At 63.1% G+C, this 23412-nt stretch carries 16 protein-coding genes; 12 read left to right on the forward strand and 4 right to left on the reverse strand.

The annotated features are described in order from the left end of the window. Positions 1 to 77: 77 nt before the first annotated feature. A complete protein-coding gene (locus ABE528_RS24140; protein ID WP_003249225.1) occupies positions 78 to 482 on the reverse strand; it encodes a YkgJ family cysteine cluster protein in 405 nt (134 codons plus the stop codon). Positions 483 to 667: 185 nt separating this feature from the next. Here ABE528_RS24140 and ABE528_RS24145 point away from each other — a divergent pair, with 185 nt between their 5' ends. The 3 genes from ABE528_RS24145 to ABE528_RS24155 all read left to right on the forward strand — a co-directional run bounded on the left by ABE528_RS24145 (position 668) and on the right by ABE528_RS24155 (position 4877). Next, positions 668 to 3118 carry a glycogen/starch/alpha-glucan phosphorylase gene (locus ABE528_RS24145; RefSeq protein ID WP_152955596.1) on the forward strand — a complete coding sequence of 817 codons (2451 nt, stop codon included), beginning with the start codon at positions 668 to 670 and terminating at the stop codon, positions 3116 to 3118. A gap of 148 nt (positions 3119 to 3266) precedes the next feature. Next, positions 3267 to 4277, forward strand: coding sequence for a class 1 fructose-bisphosphatase (locus tag ABE528_RS24150; RefSeq protein WP_085621711.1), 1011 nt, complete (start codon positions 3267 to 3269; stop codon positions 4275 to 4277). 3 nt (positions 4278 to 4280) lie between these two features. Further along, positions 4281 to 4877, forward strand: a complete 597-nt coding sequence (locus tag ABE528_RS24155; protein WP_152955597.1) for a DUF924 family protein — start codon at positions 4281 to 4283, stop codon at positions 4875 to 4877. A gap of 33 nt (positions 4878 to 4910) precedes the next feature. Here the strand turns inward: ABE528_RS24155 and ABE528_RS24160 are convergent, their stop codons facing one another. Further along, the gene (locus ABE528_RS24160; protein ID WP_346654241.1) at positions 4911 to 6803 is read right to left on the reverse strand and encodes a methyl-accepting chemotaxis protein; all 1893 of its coding nucleotides are present in this window, start codon (positions 6801 to 6803) and stop codon (positions 4911 to 4913) included. Positions 6804 to 7027: 224 nt separating this feature from the next. Here ABE528_RS24160 and bamE point away from each other — a divergent pair, with 224 nt between their 5' ends. Continuing rightward, complete coding sequence (gene bamE / locus ABE528_RS24165; protein WP_027921036.1) at positions 7028 to 7282, forward strand: outer membrane protein assembly factor BamE; 255 nt, start codon at positions 7028 to 7030, stop codon at positions 7280 to 7282. Then, positions 7279 to 7851, forward strand: a complete 573-nt coding sequence (locus ABE528_RS24170; protein WP_346654242.1) for a lipocalin family protein — start codon at positions 7279 to 7281, stop codon at positions 7849 to 7851. Before bamE ends, ABE528_RS24170 begins: the two co-directional genes overlap by 4 nt. A 34-nt stretch (positions 7852 to 7885) precedes the next feature. Here the strand turns inward: ABE528_RS24170 and ABE528_RS24175 are convergent, their stop codons facing one another. Next, positions 7886 to 9250, reverse strand: a complete 1365-nt coding sequence (locus ABE528_RS24175) for a formimidoylglutamate deiminase (RefSeq protein ID WP_152955600.1) — start codon at positions 9248 to 9250, stop codon at positions 7886 to 7888. A gap of 145 nt (positions 9251 to 9395) precedes the next feature. Here ABE528_RS24175 and hutC point away from each other — a divergent pair, with 145 nt between their 5' ends. From hutC to hutG, 7 genes are all read left to right on the forward strand, one after another. After that, entirely contained in the window at positions 9396 to 10106 is a 711-nt protein-coding gene (hutC, locus tag ABE528_RS24180) for a histidine utilization repressor (protein WP_152955680.1), read from the forward strand. After that, positions 10103 to 10675, forward strand: a complete 573-nt coding sequence (locus tag ABE528_RS24185) for a HutD family protein (protein WP_152955601.1) — start codon at positions 10103 to 10105, stop codon at positions 10673 to 10675. Before hutC ends, ABE528_RS24185 begins: the two co-directional genes overlap by 4 nt. 168 nt (positions 10676 to 10843) lie before the next feature. After that, positions 10844 to 12517, forward strand: a complete 1674-nt coding sequence (gene hutU / locus ABE528_RS24190) for a urocanate hydratase (protein WP_346654243.1) — start codon at positions 10844 to 10846, stop codon at positions 12515 to 12517. A 70-nt stretch (positions 12518 to 12587) separates the two neighbouring features. Then, positions 12588 to 14120: a histidine ammonia-lyase gene (gene hutH, locus ABE528_RS24195; RefSeq protein WP_346654244.1), complete on the forward strand. Its 1533-nt coding sequence runs from the start codon at positions 12588 to 12590 to the stop codon at positions 14118 to 14120. A gap of 153 nt (positions 14121 to 14273) precedes the next feature. Then, positions 14274 to 15665, forward strand: a complete 1392-nt coding sequence (locus tag ABE528_RS24200) for an amino acid permease (protein ID WP_152955603.1) — start codon at positions 14274 to 14276, stop codon at positions 15663 to 15665. A 15-nt stretch (positions 15666 to 15680) separates the two neighbouring features. Then, positions 15681 to 16886 (forward strand): imidazolonepropionase, encoded by a 1206-nt coding sequence (gene hutI / locus ABE528_RS24205; protein WP_152955604.1) that lies wholly within the window; start codon positions 15681 to 15683, stop codon positions 16884 to 16886. Between the two features lie 10 nt (positions 16887 to 16896). Beyond that, positions 16897 to 17700 (forward strand): N-formylglutamate deformylase, encoded by an 804-nt coding sequence (gene hutG, locus ABE528_RS24210; RefSeq protein WP_152955605.1) that lies wholly within the window; start codon positions 16897 to 16899, stop codon positions 17698 to 17700. A gap of 59 nt (positions 17701 to 17759) precedes the next feature. On the opposite strand, the gene ABE528_RS24215 is transcribed toward hutG, so the two are convergent. After that, the gene (locus ABE528_RS24215) at positions 17760 to 23252 is read right to left on the reverse strand and encodes a DUF6543 domain-containing protein (protein ID WP_346654245.1); all 5493 of its coding nucleotides are present in this window, start codon (positions 23250 to 23252) and stop codon (positions 17760 to 17762) included. Positions 23253 to 23412: the final 160 nt, after the last annotated feature.

Below are 23412 nucleotides of genomic sequence, written 5' to 3' on the forward strand. Positions count from 1 at the left end.
CGGCGTCTAGACACTTCCTGACGGAAGCTCCGTGTACATCGAGACAGGTGAAAGTCTATTGAGTCCTGGCGGGACCGTCAACGCCCAACCACCTTCGGCTTGTAAGCACAATACCCCGGCCGCGGCCCGACCTTGGGATGGTTACGGCAAGTATCCGGCCGCTTGTCATAAATGGTGCACAGCCGGCTCTTGCGATCCAGGTACATGCAGTCATCGTTGCTCATCCGGGTCAGGGTGAAGATCCCCGACTTCTGGTTGAAGCGCTCGATGATGCCTTCCTTCTGCAGGCGCTTGGCCACGTTCTTCGGCGGTTCGTCTTTCTCGAACTCGTCCACCACGCCAATGCGGATCAGATCCTTGATCTTCACCTCCACCGGCAGGGTGCAGCAGGTCGAATGGCAGCCATGGCACATGTTGCTGGTGTAGCGCTGCCAGGTCTCCAGGCGGTCGACTTCGGCGGCGGCGATCAGGGTCGTTTTCATCGTTATGGGGGTGAATCACGGTCTTGGGGCGCGCGATCATACCGGAATTGCTCAATTTATGAACAACCTTTTGACCGAATGCGCAAACGTTCATGAAAACCACGAACACAGGCTGTCGCTCTTGGTCGAAGCGTCTAGGCTCAACAATCTGCCTCCGCTTTCGTCAACTTGCCCGAGGATGCCCCATGTCCCAGGAACCTGAAGCTCGTGACGCCGAAGTCGCGGATTTTCGCGCTGCTGTACTGGATAAGCTGACCTACGCGGTCGGCAAGGACCCGGAGCATGCCTTTGACCATGACTGGTTCGAAGCCATCGCCCTGGCCGCGCGCGATCACATGGTCGACCACTGGATGGACCACACTCGCCGGGCCTACCGACGTAGCCAGAAGCGGGTCTACTACCTTTCCCTGGAATTTCTCATCGGCCGCCTGCTCTACGACAGCCTGAGCAACCTCGGCTTGCTGGATATTGCCCGCGATGCGCTCGAAGGCCTGAACGTCGATCTGGAGCGCATTCGCCTGCTTGAGCCGGATGCCGCCTTGGGCAATGGTGGCCTTGGCCGCCTGGCTGCCTGCTTCATGGAGAGCATGTCGACCTTGGGCATTGCCGCCCATGGCTACGGCATCCGCTACGAACACGGCCTGTTCCGCCAGGCGGTGGTCGATGGCTGGCAGCAAGAGCAGACCGAAAACTGGCTGGACTTCGGTAACCCCTGGGAGTTCGAGCGCGCCGAGGTGATTTACCCGATCAGCTTCGGGGGCAGTGTCGAAACGGTGCTCGATACCCGCGGCCAGCAACGCCAGGTGTGGTGGCCGGGCGAGACGGTGCGAGCGGTAGCCTACGACACGCCTGTGGTTGGCTGGCGCGGTGCCAGCGTCAACACCTTACGCCTGTGGCGGGCGCGGGCGCTGGAAGAGCTGCACCTGGAGCGCTTCAATGCCGGTGACCACCTCGGCGCGGTCGCCGAAGTAGCGCGGGCCGAAAGCATTTCGCGGGTGCTGTACCCGGCCGATAGCACCGAAGCCGGCCAGGAACTGCGCCTGCGTCAGGAGTACTTCTTCGTCTCGGCCTCGCTGCAGGACCTGCTGCGTCGCCACCTCAACATGCACGACAACCTGCTCAACCTGCCGGACGCGGCAGCCATCCAGCTCAATGACACTCACCCATCGATCGCCGTGGCCGAGCTGATGCGCCTGCTGGTCGACCAGCACGAAATTCCCTGGGACACCGCTTGGGAACTGACGGTCGGCACCCTGGCCTACACCAACCACACCCTGCTGCCCGAAGCCCTGGAAACCTGGCCGGTGGCGCTGATGGAGCGCATGTTGCCGCGGCACATGCAGATCATCTACCTGATCAATGCCTACCATATCGACAGCCTGCGCGCCAAAGGCCTGCACGACTTCGACGTGCTGCGCGCGGTCTCGCTGATCGAAGAGGACAACGGCCGGCGGGTGCGCATGGGCAACCTGGCATTTCTGGGCTCGCACAGCGTCAATGGCGTGTCGGCGCTGCACAGCAAGCTGATGAAGAGCACGGTGTTTGCCGAGCTGCACAAGCTCTACCCTCAGCGGATCAACAACAAGACCAACGGCATCACCTTCCGCCGCTGGCTGTACCAGTCCAACCCGCAGTTGACCGAGATGCTGGTCGAGGCGCTCGGGCCGGAGCTCAAGGACGACCCCGAGGGGCGCCTGGCCGGGCTGGTGCCGTTCGCTGACAAAGCCAGCTTCCGCAAGCAGTTCGCCGCCCAGCGCCTGCACAGCAAGCGTGCCCTGGCCAGCATCATCCAGGACCGGATCGGCGTCACGGTAAACCCAGAGGCGCTGTTCGACGTGCAGGTCAAGCGTATCCACGAGTACAAGCGCCAATTGCTCAACCTGCTGCACACCGTGGCGTTGTACCAGGCCATGCGCAACGACCCCGGTACCAACTGGGTGCCGCGGGTGAAGATCTTCGCCGGCAAGGCCGCGGCCAGTTATCACCAGGCCAAGCTGATCATCAAGCTGGCCAATGACATCGCCCGTGTGGTCAACAACGACCCGACCGTGCGTGGCCTGCTCAAGGTGGTGTTCCTGCCCAACTACAACGTCAGTCTGGCCGAAAGCATCATCCCGGCGGCGGACCTCTCGGAGCAGATTTCCACCGCCGGTTACGAAGCGTCCGGCACCAGCAACATGAAGTTCGGCCTCAACGGCGCACTGACCATTGGCACGCTCGACGGCGCCAATGTCGAGATGTGCGAGCAGGTGGGGGCGGACAACATGTTCATCTTCGGCCTGACCGCCCAGCAGGTGGAGGCACGGCACAAGGCGGGCGACTTCGGTGCGAGTGCGGCGATTGCCGCGTCCAACCGCTTGAACGATGTGCTGCAGGCGATCCGCAGTGGAGTGTTCTCGCCGGATGACCCAGCGCGCTATGCCGGGCTGATCGACGGGCTGGTGGGCTATGACCGCTTCCTCGTGTGCGCCGACTTCGATGCTTACTGGGATGCCCAGCGGCGGGTCGAGGAGCTGTGGCACACACCACAGGAATGGTGGCGCATGGCAGTGCTGAACACGGCGCGGATGGGCTGGTTCTCCTCGGATCGGACCATTCGTGAATATGCCACCGAGATCTGGAAGGCACTGGACTGAGTCCAGGGGCCGCACAGCGGCCCCAGCCGACCATTGGCCGGGCACTTGCTGAACTCAACGCCGGAAGTCGAGTCTCTTTGCTCGCTAGGCTGCAACTCTCCCTGTAAACTGCGGGGGTTTTTCACCCCCTATCCTTTCGGAGCCATACATGTCCCGCGTTACCCTGAGTCGCTATCTGATTGAGCAGACCCGCAGCAACAATACCCCTGCCGATCTGCGCTTCCTGATCGAAGTGGTGGCGCGTGCGTGCAAGGAAATCAGCCATCACGTGTCCAAAGGCGCCCTCGGCGGCGTGCTGGGCAGCATGGGCACTGAAAACGTGCAGGGCGAAGTCCAGAAGAAACTGGACGTGATCTCCAACGACATTCTGCTCGAAGCCAACGAGTGGGGCGGCCACCTGGCCGGCATGGCGTCCGAGGAAATGGACAACGCCTACCAGATCCCGGGCAAGTACCCGAAAGGCGCCTACCTGCTGGTCTTCGACCCACTGGACGGCTCGTCCAACATCGACGTCAACGTGTCGGTCGGCACCATCTTCTCGGTACTGCGTTGCCCTAACGAGTACCTGAGCCAGAACGAAACCCTGAACGAAAACGCCTTCCTGCAGCCAGGCACCGAGCAGGTCGCCGCCGGTTACGCCATCTATGGCCCGCAGACCATGCTGATCCTGACCCTGGGCAACGGCGTCAAGGGCTTCACCCTGGACCGCGAGCTGGGCAGCTTCGTCCTGACCCACGAGAACATTCGCGTGCCGGAAAGCACCGCCGAGTTCGCCATCAACATGTCCAACCAGCGTCACTGGGAAGCCCCGGTGCAGCGTTACGTGGGCGAACTGCTGGCTGGCGAGACCGGCCCGCTGAAGAAGAACTACAACATGCGCTGGATCGCCTCGATGGTGGCCGACGTGCACCGTATCCTGACCCGCGGCGGTCTGTTCATGTACCCACGTGATGCCCGCGAGCCGAGCAAGCCGGGCAAACTGCGCCTGATGTACGAAGCCAACCCGATGTCGTTCATCATCGAGCAGGCTGGCGGCGCCTCCACCAACGGTTACGATCGCATCCTCGACATCAAGCCGGAAAGCCTGCACCAGCGCGTGTCGGTGATCCTCGGCTCGAAGGAAGAGGTCGAGCGCGTCACCGCGTACCACAAGGAGTAAGTCATGCTCGCACCTTGGCAGCCGTTGCTGGAGTGGTGGTTCGGTTGGGGCACCAGTCCCCAGGCCGTGGCTGACGAGAAGAGCACGCTGTGGTTCGGCAAGCATCACGATGCCGAAGCCCAGGCGCTGTTTGGCGACCTGGTCGAGCACGCCCTGGCGGGGGGGCTCGACGAGTGGCAGCAGAGCCCGCAGGGCTGGCTCGGCTTGCTGATCCTGCTGGACCAGCTGCCGCGCATGCTCTACCGCGACACGCCGCGTGCCTTCGAGGGGGACCGGCGGGCCCAGGTGGTGGCCATGCAGGGGCTGCAGAAGAACTGGGATTACCAGTTGCTGCCGATCCAGCGGGTGTTCGTGCTGCTGGTGCTGGAGCATGCCGAAGTGCTGGACTGGCAGAACCTGTGCGTCGAGCGTTACCAGGTGCTGCTCGAAGAGCAGCCGGAGGATAACCGGCGCTTGTTCGAAGGCTTCCTCGATTACGCCGAACAGCACCAGCGGGTGATTGCCCGCTTCGGCCGCTTCCCGCACCGTAACCTGGTGTTGGGGCGGCCGAGTACCAGCGAAGAGATGGACTTCCTGCTGGAGCCTGGGTCCAGGTTCTAGTGCCAGTGGGGCCGCACCGCGGCCCCAGCGGTTTCAGATCCTGAAACTGCCCACCAGATGCTTCAACCGCTCGACCTGATGCTCAAGGTCAGTGCAGGCACGCAAGGTGCTCTGCAGGTTCTGCACCCCTTCCTGATTCAGCGTATTGATCTCGGTGATGTCGACATTGATCGACTCGACCACGGCCGTCTGCTCTTCGGTGGCGGTGGCCACCGACTGGTTCATGCCATCGATCTCGCCAATGCGCTGGGTCACGCTGCCCAGGCGCTCGCCGGCCTGGTTGGCAATGCCCACGCTGTGGTCGCTGTGCTCGCGGCTCTGGCTCATGGTGCTGACCGCCATTTGCGCACCGGCCTGCAGCTCCTCGATCAGGCGCTGTACCTGCTGTGCCGACTCCTGGGTGCGGTGCGCCAGGTTGCGTACTTCATCGGCAACCACGGCAAAGCCACGCCCGGCCTCGCCGGCGCGGGCCGCTTCGATGGCGGCGTTGAGCGCCAGCAGGTTGGTCTGTTGGGAAATACCGCTGATCACATCGAGGATCTGGCCGATATTGGCGGTGTGGGCATTGAGCGTTTCGATGTTGCCGCACGAGTCACTGATCCGTGTTGACAGCTGGTTCATCACCTCGATGGTGCGCCCGACCACCTGCTGGCCGTCCTCGGCCAGGCCTCGCGCTTCGCTGGAATGTTGCGAGGCCAGCGCGGCGTTCTGGGCGATTTCCTGGGCGGCAGCACCCAGCTGATTGATGGCGGCCGCCACGCTGCTGGTACGGCTGGACTGCTGGTCGGCGTTATTGATCGAGGCATTCGAAGCGTTCACCACCTGGGCGGCCACGGCGTTGACCTGGCCGGTGGCCGAGGCCACTTCGCGGATCGACTCGTGAATGCGCTCGACGAAGCGGTTGAACGATTGGCCAAGGCTGCCGAATTCATCCTGGGCATGGATGGTCAGGCGCCGGGTCAGGTCGCCTTCGCCTTCGGCAATGTCATGCATGGCGCGGCCCATCAGGTGCAGTGGCTCCATCAGCATGCGGATCAGCAGGCCGAGCAGGGCGATGATCGCCAACACTGCGATCAAGGTGGCGACGATGGCGGAGGTGCGCAGTTCACCCAGCATGGCGAACGCTGCATCCTGGTCGAGTACCAGCGCCACGTACCAGTCCGCCGACGGCACACCGTCGATGTGGGTGAAGCTGATGAACTGTTTGCGGCCATCGACTTCGACGTCCTTCAGGCCACTGCCGATGCGGGGCGTGTCCTGCGGGTAGACGTCGGCCAGGGTTTTCAGGGCCAGGTCGGCTTTGGGGTGGATCAGGATCTTGCCTTCGCCGTTGACGATGAAGGCATGGCCCTGGCCGTCGAAGTCCAGGGCGTTGATCAGGTTGCTGATGGTCTGCAGGTCGGTGTCGACGCCGCTGACGCCGATCAGCCGGCCCGCTTGCTGCACCGGGGTGGCGAGGGTGATCACCAGCTTGCCGGCCGAGGCCGAGATGTACGGCTCGGTGACGATGGTCTGGCCGCTGGCGCTGGCTGCCTTGTACCAGCCCCGCACCCGCGGGTCGTAGTCGGCGGCGCGGTTGCCCACCGGAACCGACTGCATGCTGCCGTCCTGGCCGCCGAAGTAGGTGAGCTGGAAATTCTTGCCATACACCGGCAAGGCCAGGCTGCGGTCCAGGCTGGCTTTGCCCGGGCCATCGACCGCAACTTGCTGGGCCAGCGAGTCGAGCAGCTGGATACGGCTGTCGAGCCAGTTGCGGATGTTGCCGGCGGTGAGGTTGCCCAGGTCCTGCAGGTTGGTCTGCGTGTCGCTGCGCAGGGACTGGCGTTGTCGGTAGTCGTTGAACAGCACGAAACAGGTAAAGGCAACGGCCACCACGAGGGCGGCGGCCAGCAGAATCTTGTGGCTGAACTTGAGGTTCTTGGTCATTTTTCTGGTCTGCACAAGGCAAGGCATAGGAGAGGGCTGTGGCAATGCGCCACAGCGTGCTCGCTGTGTCGTCGCGGCGGGCTAAAACATTAATCGTTTGCGCAGGCCCAGCCGACCAACGGCGTACGACGAAAGCGCTGTTGTCAGGGAACCAGGGAGGGTTTTTCCCGTCGAAGATCACTGCAGGCCACTCGCCTGTGTCTATTTCCCAGGAGTGTCCCTTCATGTCGTTGCGTTCCCTCGCCCTGTTGTCCTTGTGCGTCGTCCTGACCGCGTGCAGCAAGATCAATCAGGAAAACTATTCCAAGCTCAAGGCCGGCATGAACAAGGCCGAGGTCGAGCAGCTGCTCGGCACGCCCACCGAGTGCTCTGGCGCGCTGGGCATGAGCAGTTGTACCTGGGGGGACGAGAAGAGCTTCATCAGCGTGCAATACGCAGCCGACAAGGTGCTGATCTACTCCGGGCAGGGCCTCAAATGAGGCGTTTGCATGTACTGCTGGGGCTGTGCCTGGTGATGCTGCTGGGTGGCTGCGCCACCTCCGCCAACGACCCGCTGGCGCCGAAGACCGCCGGTGATGTCGACCTCAAGCGCTATCAGGGCAAGTGGTACGAACTGGCGCGCCTGCCAATGAAGTACCAGGCCGAGTGCGCGCAGTCCGAAGCGCATTACAACCTCAAGCCCAATGGCTCGTACGGCGTACTCAACCGCTGCCGCACGATGGGTGATGAATGGCTGCGCGCCGAAGGGCACGCCAATATCCAGGAACCGGGGCATACCGACCGGCTGTGGGTCGAGTTCGACAACTGGTTCACCCGCCTGGTACCGGGCGTGGCCAAGGGCGAGTACTGGATCCTGTACGTGGATGATCACTACCGTACCGCGATCGTCGGCAGCCCGGACCGCAAGTACCTGTGGATCCTGTCGCGCACGCCGACCCTGCCGGTGTGGGAGCGCGAGAGCCTGATGTCCAAGGCCCGTCAGCAGGGCTATGACACCAGCCGGCTGATCTGGCGGACGCCGGACAAGCAGATCGTGCAGATGCATTGAAAAGACGGGGGCCGCTATTGCGGCCCCTCTGCATTCAGCCCAGCAGCGTTCGCAGTACGCTGGCAAATGCCTGACGGCTTTGTTCTTCATGGGCATGTTGCCCCTGGCGCACCACCCACTGGCCGTTGACCATCACATCCCGCACCTGGCGGTCACCGCCCGCGAACAGCCAGCGGTTAAGAATCCCGTCACCCTCGGCCATGGCGATATACGGGTCTTGCCCATCCAGTACCAGCCAGTCGGCCCGCTTGCCCACCGCCAGCTCGCCAACCGGCTGCCCCAGCGCCTGCGCCCCGCCGATCAGCGAAGCGTCATACAGCGTGCGCCCGACCATCGGCTGGTCGCCACGGTACAGCCGGTTGCGCCGCTGATCCCGCAGGCGCTGGCCGTACTCCAGCCAACGCAGCTCCTCGACCACGCTCAGCGACACATGGCTGTCCGAACCAATGCCCATGCGCCCACCCTGGGCCAGGAAGTCCACCGCCGGGAAGATACCGTCGCCCAGGTTGGCTTCGGTGGTCAGGCACAGCCCGGCCACTGCGCCACTGCGCGCCATGGCCGTGACTTCGTCGGCTTCGGCGTGGGTGGCGTGCACCAGGCACCAGCGGCGGTCCACCTCGACATGCTCATACAGCCATTGCAGCGGTCGCAGCCCGCTCCAGGCCAGGCAGTCGTCGACTTCCTTCTGCTGTTCGGCGATGTGGATATGAATCGGGCATTGCGGGTTACCGGCCGCCAGCACTTCGGCGATCTGCCCGGGCGTGACTGCGCGCAGCGAATGGAAGCACAAGCCCAGCTGCTGCGCGGGTTGTGCTGCCAATACTGGCGCCAGCTGCGCCTGCAACTGCAGGTACTGTTCGGTGGAATTGATGAAGCGCCGCTGCCCTTCGTTTGGTGCCTGGCCGCCGAAACCGGCATGGCTGTACAGCACCGGCAGCAAGGTCAGGCCGATGCCGCTGCTGGCCGCGGCCGCGCTGATGCGTCGGGACAGCTCGGCCGGGTCGGCGTAGGCCTTGCCCGCCTGGTCATGGTGCACGTAGTGGAACTCGGCCACCGAGGTGTAGCCGGCTTTGAGCATCTCGATGTACAGCTGGCGGGCAATGACCTGTAGCTGCTCCGGGGTGATCTTGCCGACCAGCCGGTACATCAGCTCGCGCCAGGTCCAGAAGCTGTCGTTGGGGTTGCCCGCGACTTCCGCCAGCCCCGCCATGGCCCGTTGGAACGCATGCGAGTGCAGGTTGGGCATGCCTGGCAGCAACGGCCCGGCCAGGCGCTCGGCGCCTTCGGCCGAAGCGTCGGCTTCGATCCGGCTGAGCAAGCCGTCACTGGATACTTCGAAGCGGACGTTACTGGCCCAACCCGTCGGTAGCAGGGCGCGTTCGGCAAAATAGGCGGACATCGGCAAAAATCCTGTTATTGTTTAACTTGTATATACATATACAGGCGTTTGCCTGCCGGGTAAACTGCGGCAAGCTACCGCTCATTCCATTGCCTAAGGACTCAACGCCGTGCCGACACCTCCTGTCTCCGCGCTGGTTGCCCAGATGGGCGAGGGCCCGGCGCCGCTGTATGCGCGGGTCAAGCAGATGATCATCCAGCAGATCGAAAACGGCAGCTGGCCGCCGCATCACCGGGTACCTTCGGAGAGCGAACTGGTCAGCGAGCTGGGCTTCAGCCGCATGACCATCAACCGCGCCCTGCGCGAGCTCACCGCTGAAGGCCTGCTGGTGCGGATGCAGGGCGTGGGCACCTTCGTCGCCGAGCCCAAGACCCGCTCGGCGCTGTTCGAGGTCAACAACATCGCCGACGAGATCGCCGGCCGTGGCCACCAGCATAGCTGCCAGGTGATCAAGCTGGCCGAAGAGGCCGCCGGTTCCGAGCGCGCCCTGGCCCTGGACATGCGCGAAGGGCAGCGGGTGTTCCACTCGTTGATCGTGCATTACGAGAACGGCGTGCCGGTGCAGATCGAGGACCGCTACGTCAACGCGGCCATTGCCCCCGACTACCTCAAGCAGGACTTCACCCGGCAGACGCCTTATGCCTACCTGTCCCAGGTCGCGCCGCTGACCGAGGGTGAGCACGTGGTCGAGGCGATTCTCGCCGAGCCCGAAGAGTGCCGCCTGCTGCAGATCGAGCGCGGTGAACCCTGCCTGCTGATCCGCCGTCGCACCTGGTCGGGTCGCCAGCCCGTCACGGCGGCGCGGTTGATTCACCCCGGTTCCCGTCACCGCCTTGAAGGACGTTTCAGTAAATGACCCAGTCGCAGTTGCTGCGTGCGCAGGATTACCCGCGCATGCCTTGGAAGAACGGTGGCGGTTTCACCGAAGAGATCACCCGCGACAACGGCGAGGGGCTCGATGGCTTCGGCTGGCGCCTGTCGATCGCCGATATCGAGGAGTCGGGCGGGTTTTCCGTGTTCGCCGGCTACCAGCGGATCATCACCGTGCTGCAGGGTGACGGCATGCGCCTGCTGGTCGACGACCAGGCCAGTCGGCCATTGCTGCCGTTCGATGCGTTCGCCTTCAGTGGTGAGAGCCAGGTCAGCTGCAAATTGCTCGGTGGGGCGATCCGCGACTTCAACCTGATCTATGCGCCGCAGCGCTATCGGGCGCGCTTGCAGTGGTTCGACGGCACCAGCCGGTTGTACAGCTCGGCGTCGACGGTGTTGCTGTTTGCCGCGAGCAATCAGGTTGAAGTAGCGATGGCGGGGCATGAAGTGCAGCGTTTGGGGCTGTATGACTGCCTGCGGCTGGAGGGCAATGACGAGTTGCTGGGGCTGGAGGTACAGGGTCGGTTCTGTCTGATCGAGCTGATGCCGCGCTGAATCCGCTGTAATCAGCAAGGGGCCGCATAGCGGCCCCTTTTGCTTTGCGCAGAAATCCGAGGAGCGGTCCGATTATTTTGGTTGTCCATGCTTGTACATACAAGTAAAGATGTGTTTGTATATTGACCACGACACATCTGCCCGCGGACAACCGCCGAGGACCTTCCCGTGACCGACAACAACAAATACCGTGACGTTGAAATCCGTGCCCCACGTGGCAACAAGCTGACCGCCAAGAGCTGGCTGACCGAAGCGCCACTGCGCATGCTGATGAACAACCTCGACCCGCAGGTCGCGGAAAACCCGAAAGAGCTGGTGGTGTACGGTGGCATCGGCCGCGCCGCACGCAACTGGGAGTGCTACGACAAGATCGTCGAGACCCTGACCCGCCTGGAAGACGACGAAACCCTGCTGGTGCAGTCGGGCAAGCCGGTCGGCGTGTTCAAGACCCACAGCAACGCCCCGCGTGTTCTGATCGCCAACTCCAACCTGGTGCCGCACTGGGCCAACTGGGAGCACTTCAACGAACTGGACGCCAAAGGCCTGGCCATGTACGGCCAGATGACCGCCGGCAGCTGGATCTACATCGGCAGCCAGGGCATCGTCCAGGGCACCTACGAAACCTTCGTCGAAGCCGGCCGCCAGCACTACGGCGGTAGCCTGAAAGGCAAGTGGGTACTGACTGCCGGCCTCGGCGGCATGGGCGGCGCCCAGCCACTGGCCGCGACCCTGGCCGGTGCTTGCTCGCTGAACATCGAATGCCAGCAGAGCCGCATCGACTTCCGCCTGGAAACCCGCTACGTCGACGAACAGGCCACTGACCTGGACGACGCCCTGGCCCGCATCGCCAAGTACACCGCCGAAGGCAAGGCGATCTCCATCGCCCTGCACGGCAACGCCGCCGAAATCCTGCCAGAGCTGGTCAAGCGTGGCGTGCGCCCGGACATGGTCACCGACCAGACCAGCGCCCACGACCCATTGAACGGCTACCTGCCTGCCGGCTGGACCTGGGAGCAGTACCGCGACCGCGCGCAGACCGAGCCGGCTGCGGTGGTCAAGGCCGCCAAACAATCGATGGCCGTGCACGTGCAGGCCATGCTCGATTTCCAGAAGCAGGGCATCCCGACCTTCGACTACGGCAACAACATCCGCCAGATGGCCAAGGAAGAGGGCGTGAGCAACGCCTTTGATTTCCCAGGCTTCGTCCCGGCCTACATCCGTCCGCTGTTCTGCCGCGGCATCGGCCCGTTCCGCTGGGCGGCGCTGTCCGGCGACGCTGAAGACATCTACAAGACCGACGCCAAGGTCAAGGAGCTGATCCCGGACGACGCCCACCTGCACCGCTGGCTGGACATGGCCCGCGAGCGCATCAGCTTCCAGGGCCTGCCGGCACGTATCTGCTGGGTTGGCCTGGGCCTGCGCGCCAAGCTGGGCCTGGCTTTCAACGAAATGGTCCGCAGCGGCGAGCTGTCGGCACCGGTGGTGATCGGCCGTGACCACCTGGACTCCGGGTCGGTGTCCAGCCCTAACCGCGAAACCGAAGCGATGCGCGACGGCTCCGACGCCGTCTCCGACTGGCCGCTGCTCAACGCCCTGCTCAACACCGCAGGCGGCGCCACCTGGGTTTCGCTGCACCACGGCGGTGGCGTGGGCATGGGCTTCTCCCAGCACTCGGGCATGGTCATTGTCTGCGACGGTACCGATGAAGCCGCCGCACGTATCGCTCGCGTGCTGACCAACGACCCGGGGACTGGCGTGATGCGCCACGCCGATGCCGGTTACGACATCGCCATCGACTGCGCCAAGGAGCAGGGCCTCGACCTGCCAATGATCACGGGCTGATCGCTGCGCTTTGAGTGATACTGAACACTAAGAGGGGCCTGCGGGCCCCTGACAGAATTGGAGTAGCGAAGTGACCGTACTGACCCTCAAGCCCGGCACCCTGACCCTGGCCCAGCTGCGCGCCATCCACGCCGCACCCGTGCGCCTGCAGCTGGATGCCAGTGCCACGCCAGCCATCGACGCCAGCGTTGCCTGCGTCGAGCAGATCATTGCCGAAGACCGTACCGCCTACGGCATCAACACCGGTTTCGGCCTGCTGGCCTCTACCCGCATCGCCAGCCACGACCTTGAGAACCTGCAGCGCTCGCTGGTGCTGTCCCACGCCGCCGGTATCGGCGCGCCGCTGGATGACGCCCTGGTGCGGCTGATCATGGTCCTCAAGATCAACAGCCTCAGCCGTGGTTTCTCCGGTATCCGCCGCAAGGTCATCGATGCGCTGATCGCCCTGGTCAACGCCGAAGTCTATCCGCACATCCCGCTCAAGGGCTCGGTGGGTGCTTCCGGCGACCTGGCACCGCTGGCGCACATGTCGCTGGTACTGCTCGGTGAAGGCAAGGCCCGTTATCAGGGCCAGTGGCTGCCGGCTACCGAAGCCCTGGCTGTTGCTGGCCTCGAGCCGCTGACCCTGGCTGCCAAGGAGGGCCTGGCCCTGCTCAACGGCACCCAGGCTTCCACCGCCTACGCCCTGCGCGGCCTGTTCCACGCCGAAGACCTGTATGCCGCCGCCATCGCCTGCGGTGGCCTGAGCGTCGAAGCCGCGCTGGGTTCGCGTTCGCCGTTCGATGCACGCATCCACGAAGTGCGTGGCCAGCGCGGCCAGATCGACACCGCTGCCTGCTTCCGCGACCTGCTGGGCGACTCCAGCGAAGTGTCGCTGTCGCACAAGAACTGCGACAAGGTCCAGGACCCGTACTCGCTGCGCTGCCAGCCACAGGTCATGGGCGCCTGCCTGACCCAGATCCGCCAGGCCGCCGAGGTGCTGGGCATCGAAGCCAACGCCGTGTCGGACAACCCGTTGGTGTTCGCCGCCGAAGGCGACGTGATTTCCGGTGGCAACTTCCACGCCGAGCCGGTGGCCATGGCCGCCGACAACATCGCCCTGGCGATTGCCGAAATCGGTTCGCTGAGCGAGCGCCGCATCTCGCTGATGATGGACAAGCACATGTCCCAGCTGCCGCCGTTCCTGGTGGAAAATGGCGGGGTCAACTCCGGCTTCATGATCGCCCAGGTCACCGCTGCAGCCTTGGCCAGCGAGAACAAGGCCTTGTCGCACCCGCACAGTGTCGATAGCCTGCCGACCTCGGCCAACCAGGAAGACCACGTGTCGATGGCCCCGGCTGCTGGCAAGCGCCTGTGGGAAATGGCCGAGAACACCCGTGGTGTGCTGGCCATCGAATGGCTGGGTGCGTGTCAGGGGCTGGACCTGCGCAAAGGCCTGAAGACTTCGGCCAAGCTGGAGCAGGCGCGCCAGGCGCTGCGTCGTGAAGTGCCGCACTATGACCGTGACCGCTTCTTTGCTCCGGACATCGAGGCAGCTGTCGAGTTGCTGGCCAAGGGCAGCCTGACCGGGCTGCTGCCTGCTGGTGTCCTGCCTAGCCTGTGATACCCCCAGGGCCGCTGCGCGGCCAATCACCAGCAAGCCGGTTCCCACATTGACGGTGCAAACCCGCCCGTTGTGGGCGCCGGCTTGCCGGCGAAAGGGCTGCAAAACAGCCCCATCGACCTCACGACCACAAAAACAATTTAAGGACGTGACATGCAACAAGCTCAAGGTCTCAAGCGCGGGCTAACGGCCCGCCACATCCGTTTCATGGCCCTTGGCTCTGCCATCGGCACCGGCCTGTTCTACGGTTCCGCCTCGGCCATCCAGATGGCCGGCCCGGCGGTGCTGCTGGCCTACCTGATCGGCGGCGCCGCGGTATTCATGGTCATGCGCGCCCTCGGCGAAATGGCCGTGCACAACCCGGTGGCCGGCTCCTTCGGCCATTACGCCACCACCTACCTCGGCCCCATGGCCGGCTTCATCCTCGGCTGGACCTACGCCTTCGAGATGGTCATCGTGGCCATCGCCGACATCACCGCCTTCGGTATCTACATGGGCTTCTGGTTCCCGGAAGTGGCCCGCTGGATCTGGGTGCTGGGCATCGTCTTCGTGATCGGCGGCCTCAACCTGTGCAACGTCAAGGTGTTCGGCGAAATGGAATTCTGGCTGTCGCTGCTCAAGGTCGGCGCCATCGTGGCGATGATCCTGGCCGGCCTCGGCATCATGGCCTTTGGCTTCAGCCAGGTGACTGGCGAACATGCCGTGGGCATCAGCAACCTGTTCGAGCATGGCGGCTTCATGCCCAATGGCATCGGTGGCCTGATCGCCTCCTTCGCCGTGGTGATGTTCGCCTTCGGTGGCATCGAGATCATCGGCGTCACTGCCGGTGAAGCCAAGGACCCGCAGCGCGTCATCCCCAAGGCGATCAACGCCGTGCCCCTGCGCATCCTGCTGTTCTACGTGCTGACCCTGTTGGTGCTGATGTGCCTGTACCCGTGGCCGCAGATCGGCAGCGAAGGCAGCCCGTTCGTGCAGATCTTCAGCCATCTCGGTATTGGCTCTGCCGCTGCCGTGCTGAACATCGTGGTGATCTCGGCTGCGATTTCGGCAATCAACAGCGACATCTTCGGCGCCGGCCGCATGATGTACGGCCTGGCTCAGCAAGGCCATGCACCGCGCAGCTTCGGCAAGCTGTCGAAACACGGCGTGCCATGGATGACCGTGGTAGTGATGGGCGCGGCGCTGCTGGTTGGTGTGCTGCTCAACTACCTGATCCCGGAAAACGTGTTCCTGCTCATCGCCTCCATCGCCACCTTCGCCACCGTGTGGGTGTGGCTGATGATCCTGGTTACCCAGGTGGCCATGCGCCGCAGCATGAGCGCTGCAGAGGCGGCCCAGCTGAAGTTCCCGGTACCGTTCTGGCCTTACGGCCCGGCCATGGCCATTGCCTTCATGGTGTTCATTTTCGGTGTACTCGGTTACTTCCCGGATACTCAGGCGGCCTTGCTGGTCGGCGTGGTCTGGGTGGTGTTCCTGGTGGCGTCCTACCTGCTGTGGTGCAAGCCGCGTGCAGGCAAGCACGTGCCGGTCGAGCTGCACCGCTAGTCAAGGAGATTGCACATGAGAACCCTCTGGCAGCACTGCCACGCGGCAACCCTGGCCGAGGGCCGTTACTCGATCATCGAGGACGCGGCCATCGTCACCAGCGCCGGGCTGATCGAATGGATCGGCCCCCGCGCCGAGCTGCAGCCGTTCGAGCTTGACCGCACGGTGGACCTGGGCGGCGCCTGGGTCACGCCGGGGCTGATCGACTGCCACACCCATGCGGTGTTCGGCGGCAACCGCAGCGGCGAGTTCGAGCAGCGCCTGCAAGGCGTCAGCTATGCCGAGATCGCCGCCCAGGGTGGCGGTATCGCCAGCACCGTGCGGGCCACCCGCGCGGCCAGCGAGGATGAGCTGTTCGCCAGTGCTCGCCAGCGGGTTCAGGCGTTGATGCGCGATGGCGTGACCACGATCGAGGTCAAGTCCGGCTACGGCCTGGACCTGGCCAACGAGCGCAAGATGCTGCGCGTGGCCCGGCGCCTGGCCGATGAGCTGCCGCTGGCGGTGCGCGCCACCTGCCTGGCCGCCCATGCCTTGCCGCCGGAGTATGCCGGCAGGGCGGATGACTACATCGCGCATATCTGTGACGAGATGCTGCCCGCTTTGGCCGCTGAAGGCCTGGTGGATGCGGTGGACGCGTTCTGCGAACACCTGGCGTTCTCCCCGGCACAGGTCGAAAAGGTGTTCATCAAGGCGCACGCACTGGGCTTGCCGGTCAAGCTCCATGCCGAACAGTTGTCGTCGCTGCACGGCTCCAGCCTGGCGGCGCGCTACCAGGCGTTGTCGGCCGATCACCTGGAATTCATGACCGAGGAAGACGCCATCGCCATGGCCAAGGCTGGCACGGTTGCCGTGCTGCTGCCGGGCGCCTTCTATTTCCTGCGTGAAACCCAGCTGCCGCCGATGGACGCTCTGCGTCGTCACGGGGTGAAGATTGCCCTGGCCAGCGACCTCAACCCGGGCACCTCGCCAGGTTTGTCGCTGCGCCTGATGCTGAACATGGGTTGCACGCTGTTCCGCATGACCCCGGAAGAGGCCTTGGCCGGCGTCACCTTGCACGCCGCCACGGCGCTGGGCCTGGGTGACAGCCACGGGTCGCTTGAGGTCGGCAAGGTTGCCGACTTCGTCGCCTGGCAGATCGCCCGTCCTGCCGACCTGGCCTACTGGCTGGGCGGTGACCTGCCCAAGCGCGTGGTGCGCAAGGGCCACGAAATTTCCAATTGAGCGAGGCACGATGGACAAGGTACTGAGTTTTCACCAGGGCCACCTGCCGCTGCTGATCAGCATGCCCCATGCCGGCCTCAAGCTGACCCCGGCGGTGGACAATGGCTTGGTCGAGCAGGCCCGCAGCCTGCCCGACACCGACTGGCACATCCCGCGCCTGTACGACTTCGCCCGTGAGCTGGGCGCCAGCGTGGTGGCGGCGGAGTATTCGCGCTTCGTCATCGACCTGAACCGCCCGGACGACGACAAACCGTTGTACGTCGGTGCCACCACCGGTCTGTACCCGGCCACCCTGTTCGACGGCGAGCCGCTGTTCAAGGAAGGCCAGGCGCCGACCGCCGAGGCGCGCAAGACCTATCTGGAGTCGATCTGGCGCCCTTATCACAACACGATCCAGAGCGAGCTGGCGCGCCTGCGTGAGGCCCATGGCTATGCACTGCTGTGGGATGCCCACTCGATCCGTTCGCTGATCCCGCACCTGTTCGATGGCAAGCTGCCGGACTTCAACCTGGGTACCTTCAATGGCGCCAGTTGCGACCCGCAACTGGGCGAGCGATTGCAAGGCGTGTGCGCCGAAGCGGGCAACTACAGCCATGTGCTCAATGGTCGCTTCAAGGGCGGGCATATCACCCGTCACTATGGTGACCCGGCCAACCATATCCATGCGGTGCAACTGGAGCTGGCACAGAGCACTTACATGGAAGAAGTTGAACCGTTCAATTACCGTGAAGACCTGGCTCAGCCGACTCAGCAAGTACTGAGGCAGCTTCTGCAAGCGTTGCTGGCGTGGGGTAAGGAGCGGTATGGGCGGTAAAGCTCGCCGGTGAGCATGGCGACGCGATGCAGGGCATGCGCGTCGCCAGTCACTTCGGATCAGTTGCTGTTGATTTGCGCGATGGTGAGTTCGCGCAGTATCTCGAGCTCTTCCTGATCCTTTTCCATTTGCAGTGCCAGCTGCAGAGCCAACTCGTCCTGCAGCGGGTGGTCCTGGCTGGCCAGCTCAAGCACTCGCAGGCGGAAGCGTGCCTCTACTTCGGCGAAGCGGTCGGCATGAATGGCGCGCAGGCGCGCAACCCAATCTCTATTTCTCAGCATGTAGTCGACCAGGGCATCGCCCAGTTCGCTTTCGCGGACCTTCTCCAGCACGCTGGACAGCTCACCGCGGGCCAGATTCGCGGCCCCTCGGAAACGCATGCTGTCGGCAATCGGCAGCTCCAGTTCCCTGGCCAGTTCGCGACGGTAGGCCAGTCTCACCGAGACTACGTCTCCTGAGCCCTTCCGGTGTTCGGCCAGTGTCTCCAACTGATCAATCCGGAACAGCTGCAACAGGCGTTGACGCAGCGCTTGCAGGGTATCTCCAGCGTCGATAAGCAGGTGCTGGTTCATCAGGTACAGTTCGATGTTGTTGAACGTCTGCAACGCACCATCATGGCAGGTCTGCGAGCCGCTCACAGGGTGAGGCAGGGCTTCCACGGCGATTTGCTCCATGGTTGCCCGGTCTACCTCGTTGCTCACTGCTGCTACCAGTACCAGGCGTACCCGCTCGCAGAACGTGGTGCGCGTGGTTGGATCGACGTAGGGAGCTGCGTTGTGCAATCGGCCTGCCAGGCGCAACAGGTCACTGCCTTCGAGCTGTGCCCAGCAGTCCTTGAGTGCCTCGTTCTGTGCTTCGTTGCCGAGCATCCAGTCCTCCAGCCTGGGCGTGTCGTCGCCAAGCAGGGGGAAGTGCGGATGATCGAGTGAGCCTTCGCTCGATGAGTCGACAAGCTGCAGGTTGCCAGGGATATCCAGAGCGAATGAGTAGCTGTGCTGGCTGTCCGAGAATGCCCGCACGCGCAGGATGGTATCGAGCGGCAATGGGTTATCGAACAGCGCGATCGACGATATCGGCATCGGGTTGTTCAGGTTCGACAGAATGTGCTCAGGCAACTGGCTGATATTGTTCGCACTCAAGTCCAGCAGTTCGAGCGGCAGCAGGCTGTCGCACCAGCTTGGCCACGCCCGCAGGTCCATGTTGGTCAGCGCCAGTGACTGCAGGTTGCGGGACAGTTGTGCGGGTACTTGATCGATGGTGCCTACGCGGTTGCCGGAAAGGTCTAAGGAGGTCAGGTTTTCCAGCCCGGCGAAGATCTCCAGCGTGGCCTGGTCGACTTCCAGGCCCATGTTGCGAAATTCCAGGTGGGTCAGGTGGGGAACACGCGCCAGTGCCGAGGCCAGCGAAGGTGTTGCTGCCTGATGGGCATCGATGGTCAGCCGGGTGACATTCGGAAAACGGCTCAGCAGTTCATCGAGCTGCGATGCGCTGCCACGCAAACGGGTCAGGGTCATTGCCCGGACACGCTCACCAAAGAACGCTGGCAGCCGGCGGGGGAAATGCTCAATGGCCACATCCTCTAGCTGCAGACGCAGGTAGAGTTGCCCCTGTTCCTGCTGCTGCCAGAACCCATTGATGGCGGTCTCGATGCGCTGCCTGTCTGCCAGCGCTTCCTGGGTCAGCGGGTTGCTCGAACTGGAGGCGTGCGCCCAGCCGTCGATGGCATCACGCATCTGCTGGCGCTCACTGCGGATGCGGGTGAGTTGTTCAGAGAGCGCGGCGGTCTGGTCTGTGGTGATGCCGGACATATCGACGCGCTCATTCAGGCGCAAGCGCTGCAAATGGCTTTCGTTGATGCTGTTGCCCTGCAATGAGATCTGCGGCGCAGTGCTGATGGTTTCTGCTTCGTTCAGCAGGAACGAGGGCAATGACCTGAGGTTGTTGTCGCGCAGGGACAGTTGGGCGATCCGTCCCAGGGCGTCACTGCCAATGCCTATTGGCCATTGCGACAATTGCATCTGGTTCAGGCCCAGGTAATCCAGGGTCAGCTCATGGAAACTCGGGCTGTTGTTCTGCGCCAACCGATTACCGCTCAAGTCCAGATAGCGCAACTGGTCAAGCCCTGACAACAGGCTCAGATCGCTCTCCGATAGCGAAATGTTCTGATTGGTTATTGCCAGCCGCTGCAAGCCGGGCAAGCTTTCGCTAATGGTCGGAATGCTGAACAGGAAAGAGGAGGGGGTCGACCTGGGGTCATATGGGCGGCTGATTTGCAGTGAATCGATATTTGGCATCTGCCGGAGCAGGCGTTGCAACAGGCGTTCGTTTTGCGCCCAACCGGCTAGCGCGCCTGAGGGCAAGTCGTGCAGGGTAAGACGGCGAACACGGGCGGTGAAGAAGTCGGGCAGGATCAGCGGGATGTCCGCCAGTGGTACTTGCTGGATGCGCAGCTCGGCGCTGTGCTCCAGCCCCTGTTCCAGGGCGGTGTCGTACCAATGCTGGAGGATGGATTCGCGCAGGATGTGGTAGTCGTGTGCCGCTTGGTCTGACGCTGGGGAGATGGCTTCGCTCCAGTCGTTAAGCTTTGCTTGCAGGATGTCGCGTTGCTCGCGCAACAGTTGCAAGTGCGCAAGCGCCTGTGGCCGTGTGCGGTTGACAGTGACCATCCTGAGCACTTGGTCCGCTGTCCTTTGCGTATGCTCAGCCAAACCGGTGGCGGCGATGGCGTCCAGCAATGCTTGCCGCGGAACGTCGCCGTCGGCGGTCGAATGGCCGCCGCTCAGAGGGTAGCCCAAGCGACCGTCGGCCAGGCGCATCGGTGAACGAAAGCCGGGCCGCACGGTGTGCATGCCGAGTACTTGCCTGAGGGCATTGCGTGGCAACAAGGGGGCGTTCTGCACCCACTGGCGCAGGCCTGCTGCAGCGTCGATATCCAGGCTCGCCATGGCCTCAGGCAGTGCTTCGCACAAGGCCCCATAAAGGCTTGGATGCGCCCTCGTCGCAGCGGTTGCCTGTTCGCTGTGGTGGACGATATAGCCGGCTTCGGTACTGCTGATGGCCTTGACATGACTGGCGTTCAGTGGCCCGACACTGTCACGTTGGCGCGGCCATTGGCTGCGCTGATGCAGTTCAAGCCGGGTATCAGCTGACCAGTCAGCGTATTGTTCAAGCGTGTGTGCGATCAGGCGGTCAGTGTCCCAACTACGCACGCAGTCCAGGTACAAGCCTTCGTATGCGCGGGCCAAGCGCAGTTGTTGTTGATAATGCCGGACTTCTTCAGCAATACGCAGCGGCACCCTGCCGTTGGTCATGCTCAGATGCTCGGTTGCAGTAGCATTGCGCAGCAGTTCCTCGACGATGGCTTGGGGGAGGCCCGGATAAACCTGCTGGATGACTCCGGGTGCATCGCCGGCTGCCAGCTGGCGGTAGCGCTTTGCAAACTCGGCGTTGCGCGCCGCTGAGCCTGCCTGTGGGAGCGACTGGCTGACTTGCCGATCCAGGGCGAAGCGTTGCAGGGTGTCCTCCAGCAACGCCGGCAGCCGTTGGTTTTCGCTGAGAACACGGCGCAGCACGCTTTCTTCCATGCCGCTGACACGCAGTATCCAGCTTGCGATCGGTTCGTCGAATTCGCGAGCCAGATGGCCTAACCGACGAAACAGTGTCATCCCGGCCCATTCCAGTGGCTGATCCAGTTCATGCAACCACGCACCTGCGCCATTGTGCTGCAGCTTCGGTTGATAGCCGAGAGGACGACTAGGGTGCACCAGCCGATGATCGGTGTTCGCGGTGCTTACGCAGTAGGTCCGTTCCTCGAGGGGAAGCCAGGTTTTACCCTTGTAATGGTACAAACCGAACTCATCAGGCTTGAGGCTGGCGGGTAAAACGATGTCATGGGCAAAGGGGCGTAGATCGCGGTGCCAGAGACGGATGTCGCCAGGGGCAAGCTCCACAGGCTTGAGCTCTTCAATGAAGGAAGGGGTTTCTACTGTGAGTTTTTCGACCGCAGGCTTTGCTCCTGCACCGCCAATGGCCCCGAGGGCGCCGACCAAGGCCAGGTTTTCCACCACATCCAGCAGGTAGCCGAAAGCTTGCTCGCGCTCGCCGTCTGCCCAGTCGGCAAGCCCTTCAAAAACCTCGTGGCCGAGTTGCAGCACGGTCAGGCCGAGCATCAACGGTGCCAGTCCGGGGATGAAGAAGGCGCCGATGTTCAGTGCATTGAGGGTCAGCGACTCGAAGTAGGCCAGCCGTTTGGCTGCAGTTTTTTCGTCCTCCGCTGCGGTGGATACGGCGTGGAAGGCGGCATCGTCTTTCAGGCGCAGCTGACGCTGGCTGGTCAGTTCGTCCAGCAATGGCTGAGCGATTGGCTGTAAATGCATGGAAACCCGGGCGTTCGGGTCTTTGATGCGTTCCTTGTAGCCTTTCGCCGGATTCCACGTATAGGGTTCGAGTGTGTCTTGGAGTTTACTCAGGAATACCGACTTGTCTCGTTCGGGCACCAGTTGCAAGGAGTCGGCGTTGCGAAGCGCAGGTAACTGTTCAAGTAGAAATGCTTCCGCTTGCTGGCGGGAGGCGTGCGCGGTCAGTGGTGCAGGCGTGCCGGGAAGGTAGAGCACCACCCACCCACCATAAGGAAAGGTCGGTGGTGGAAACTTCCCGGAAGCCGTGTGCCCGGCAGCGGCAATGCCAAAGGCCACAGCGCCGGTAAGGGTGGCGTGCAGCAGGGTGATACGTGAGCACAGTATTGGCTGGCCCTGGTAGCTGGCCAGGCCCTCGGTGGCGAGTTTGCTCAGCGCGTCATGCGTGGCCCCGTCTATGGCGCCTTGCAGGTAAGCCAGGTGCACATGAAGGCGCAGGCTGGATTGCTCGGCGCGGCGCACTACTTCGTGTGCAGTTTCGCCGGCGATGGCTGCAGCGACCAATGCCTGGTACCTGCCGCCGATATCCAGGTCACGCACCATTGCCGCGAACGCTTCGGGTTCGATGGGAATCTGCTTGGCAGGTGAACCGACGATGCTGACCTGATTGCTGTCGATGATCAGTGATGGGTTGCCGCCTGCTTCCAGCCCTGAAGGGGCTGCTTCGCTGGCTTCAAAGTTCTGCAGGGCACTATCCAGCAGAGATTGCGTAGCTCTTTTCACGGCACGATCGGTGGTGACGAACGGGTCACCGCTCATGCTTTCCCTAAAGGCTTCGGCTTTTCTTGCGTTCAGCAGAAAAGTGGCAGCCACATCCAGGTCCAGCGCAAAGCGCTGGCGGATTTGCGCGCCAAGCAATTTGCTGGCGAACGGTTTCAACGCCGGCACGGTCGTCAGCAGCTTGCGTACTTCTGCTTCAGCCTGGCGCTGTATGCCGTATTCCTCGATCAGTTGCCGAGCAATGTCAGAATGCGCCAGGCACGCCGCTTCAAACCATTTATTCGGTTTGCCAGCGCCAGCGCGCATGTGTTGGTGTTCATCAGGCCGGGTACTGGCGAGCCAGTCGGGCAGCTTGTTGGCGACCAGGTTGAGTGGCGATGAAGAGGTGGCAGAAGGTGCTTGCTGTGAGTCGATCATGTGATGCCTCGCTTTTCGGGAGGCTTGGATGCTATTTAGCTACATACCGCGAGGGTGTCAGAAATTTTGTGTTCGGGCATAACATGAGTAAGAGGTGCATGTATGCCAACCAAAAAGAAACCCTTGCGTGACCTGCCCAAAATCCCCAAAGAGCTGCTGG

Source organism: Pseudomonas sp. TWI628 (assembly GCF_039673865.1).
In the GTDB taxonomy this organism is placed as follows: domain Bacteria; phylum Pseudomonadota; class Gammaproteobacteria; order Pseudomonadales; family Pseudomonadaceae; genus Aquipseudomonas.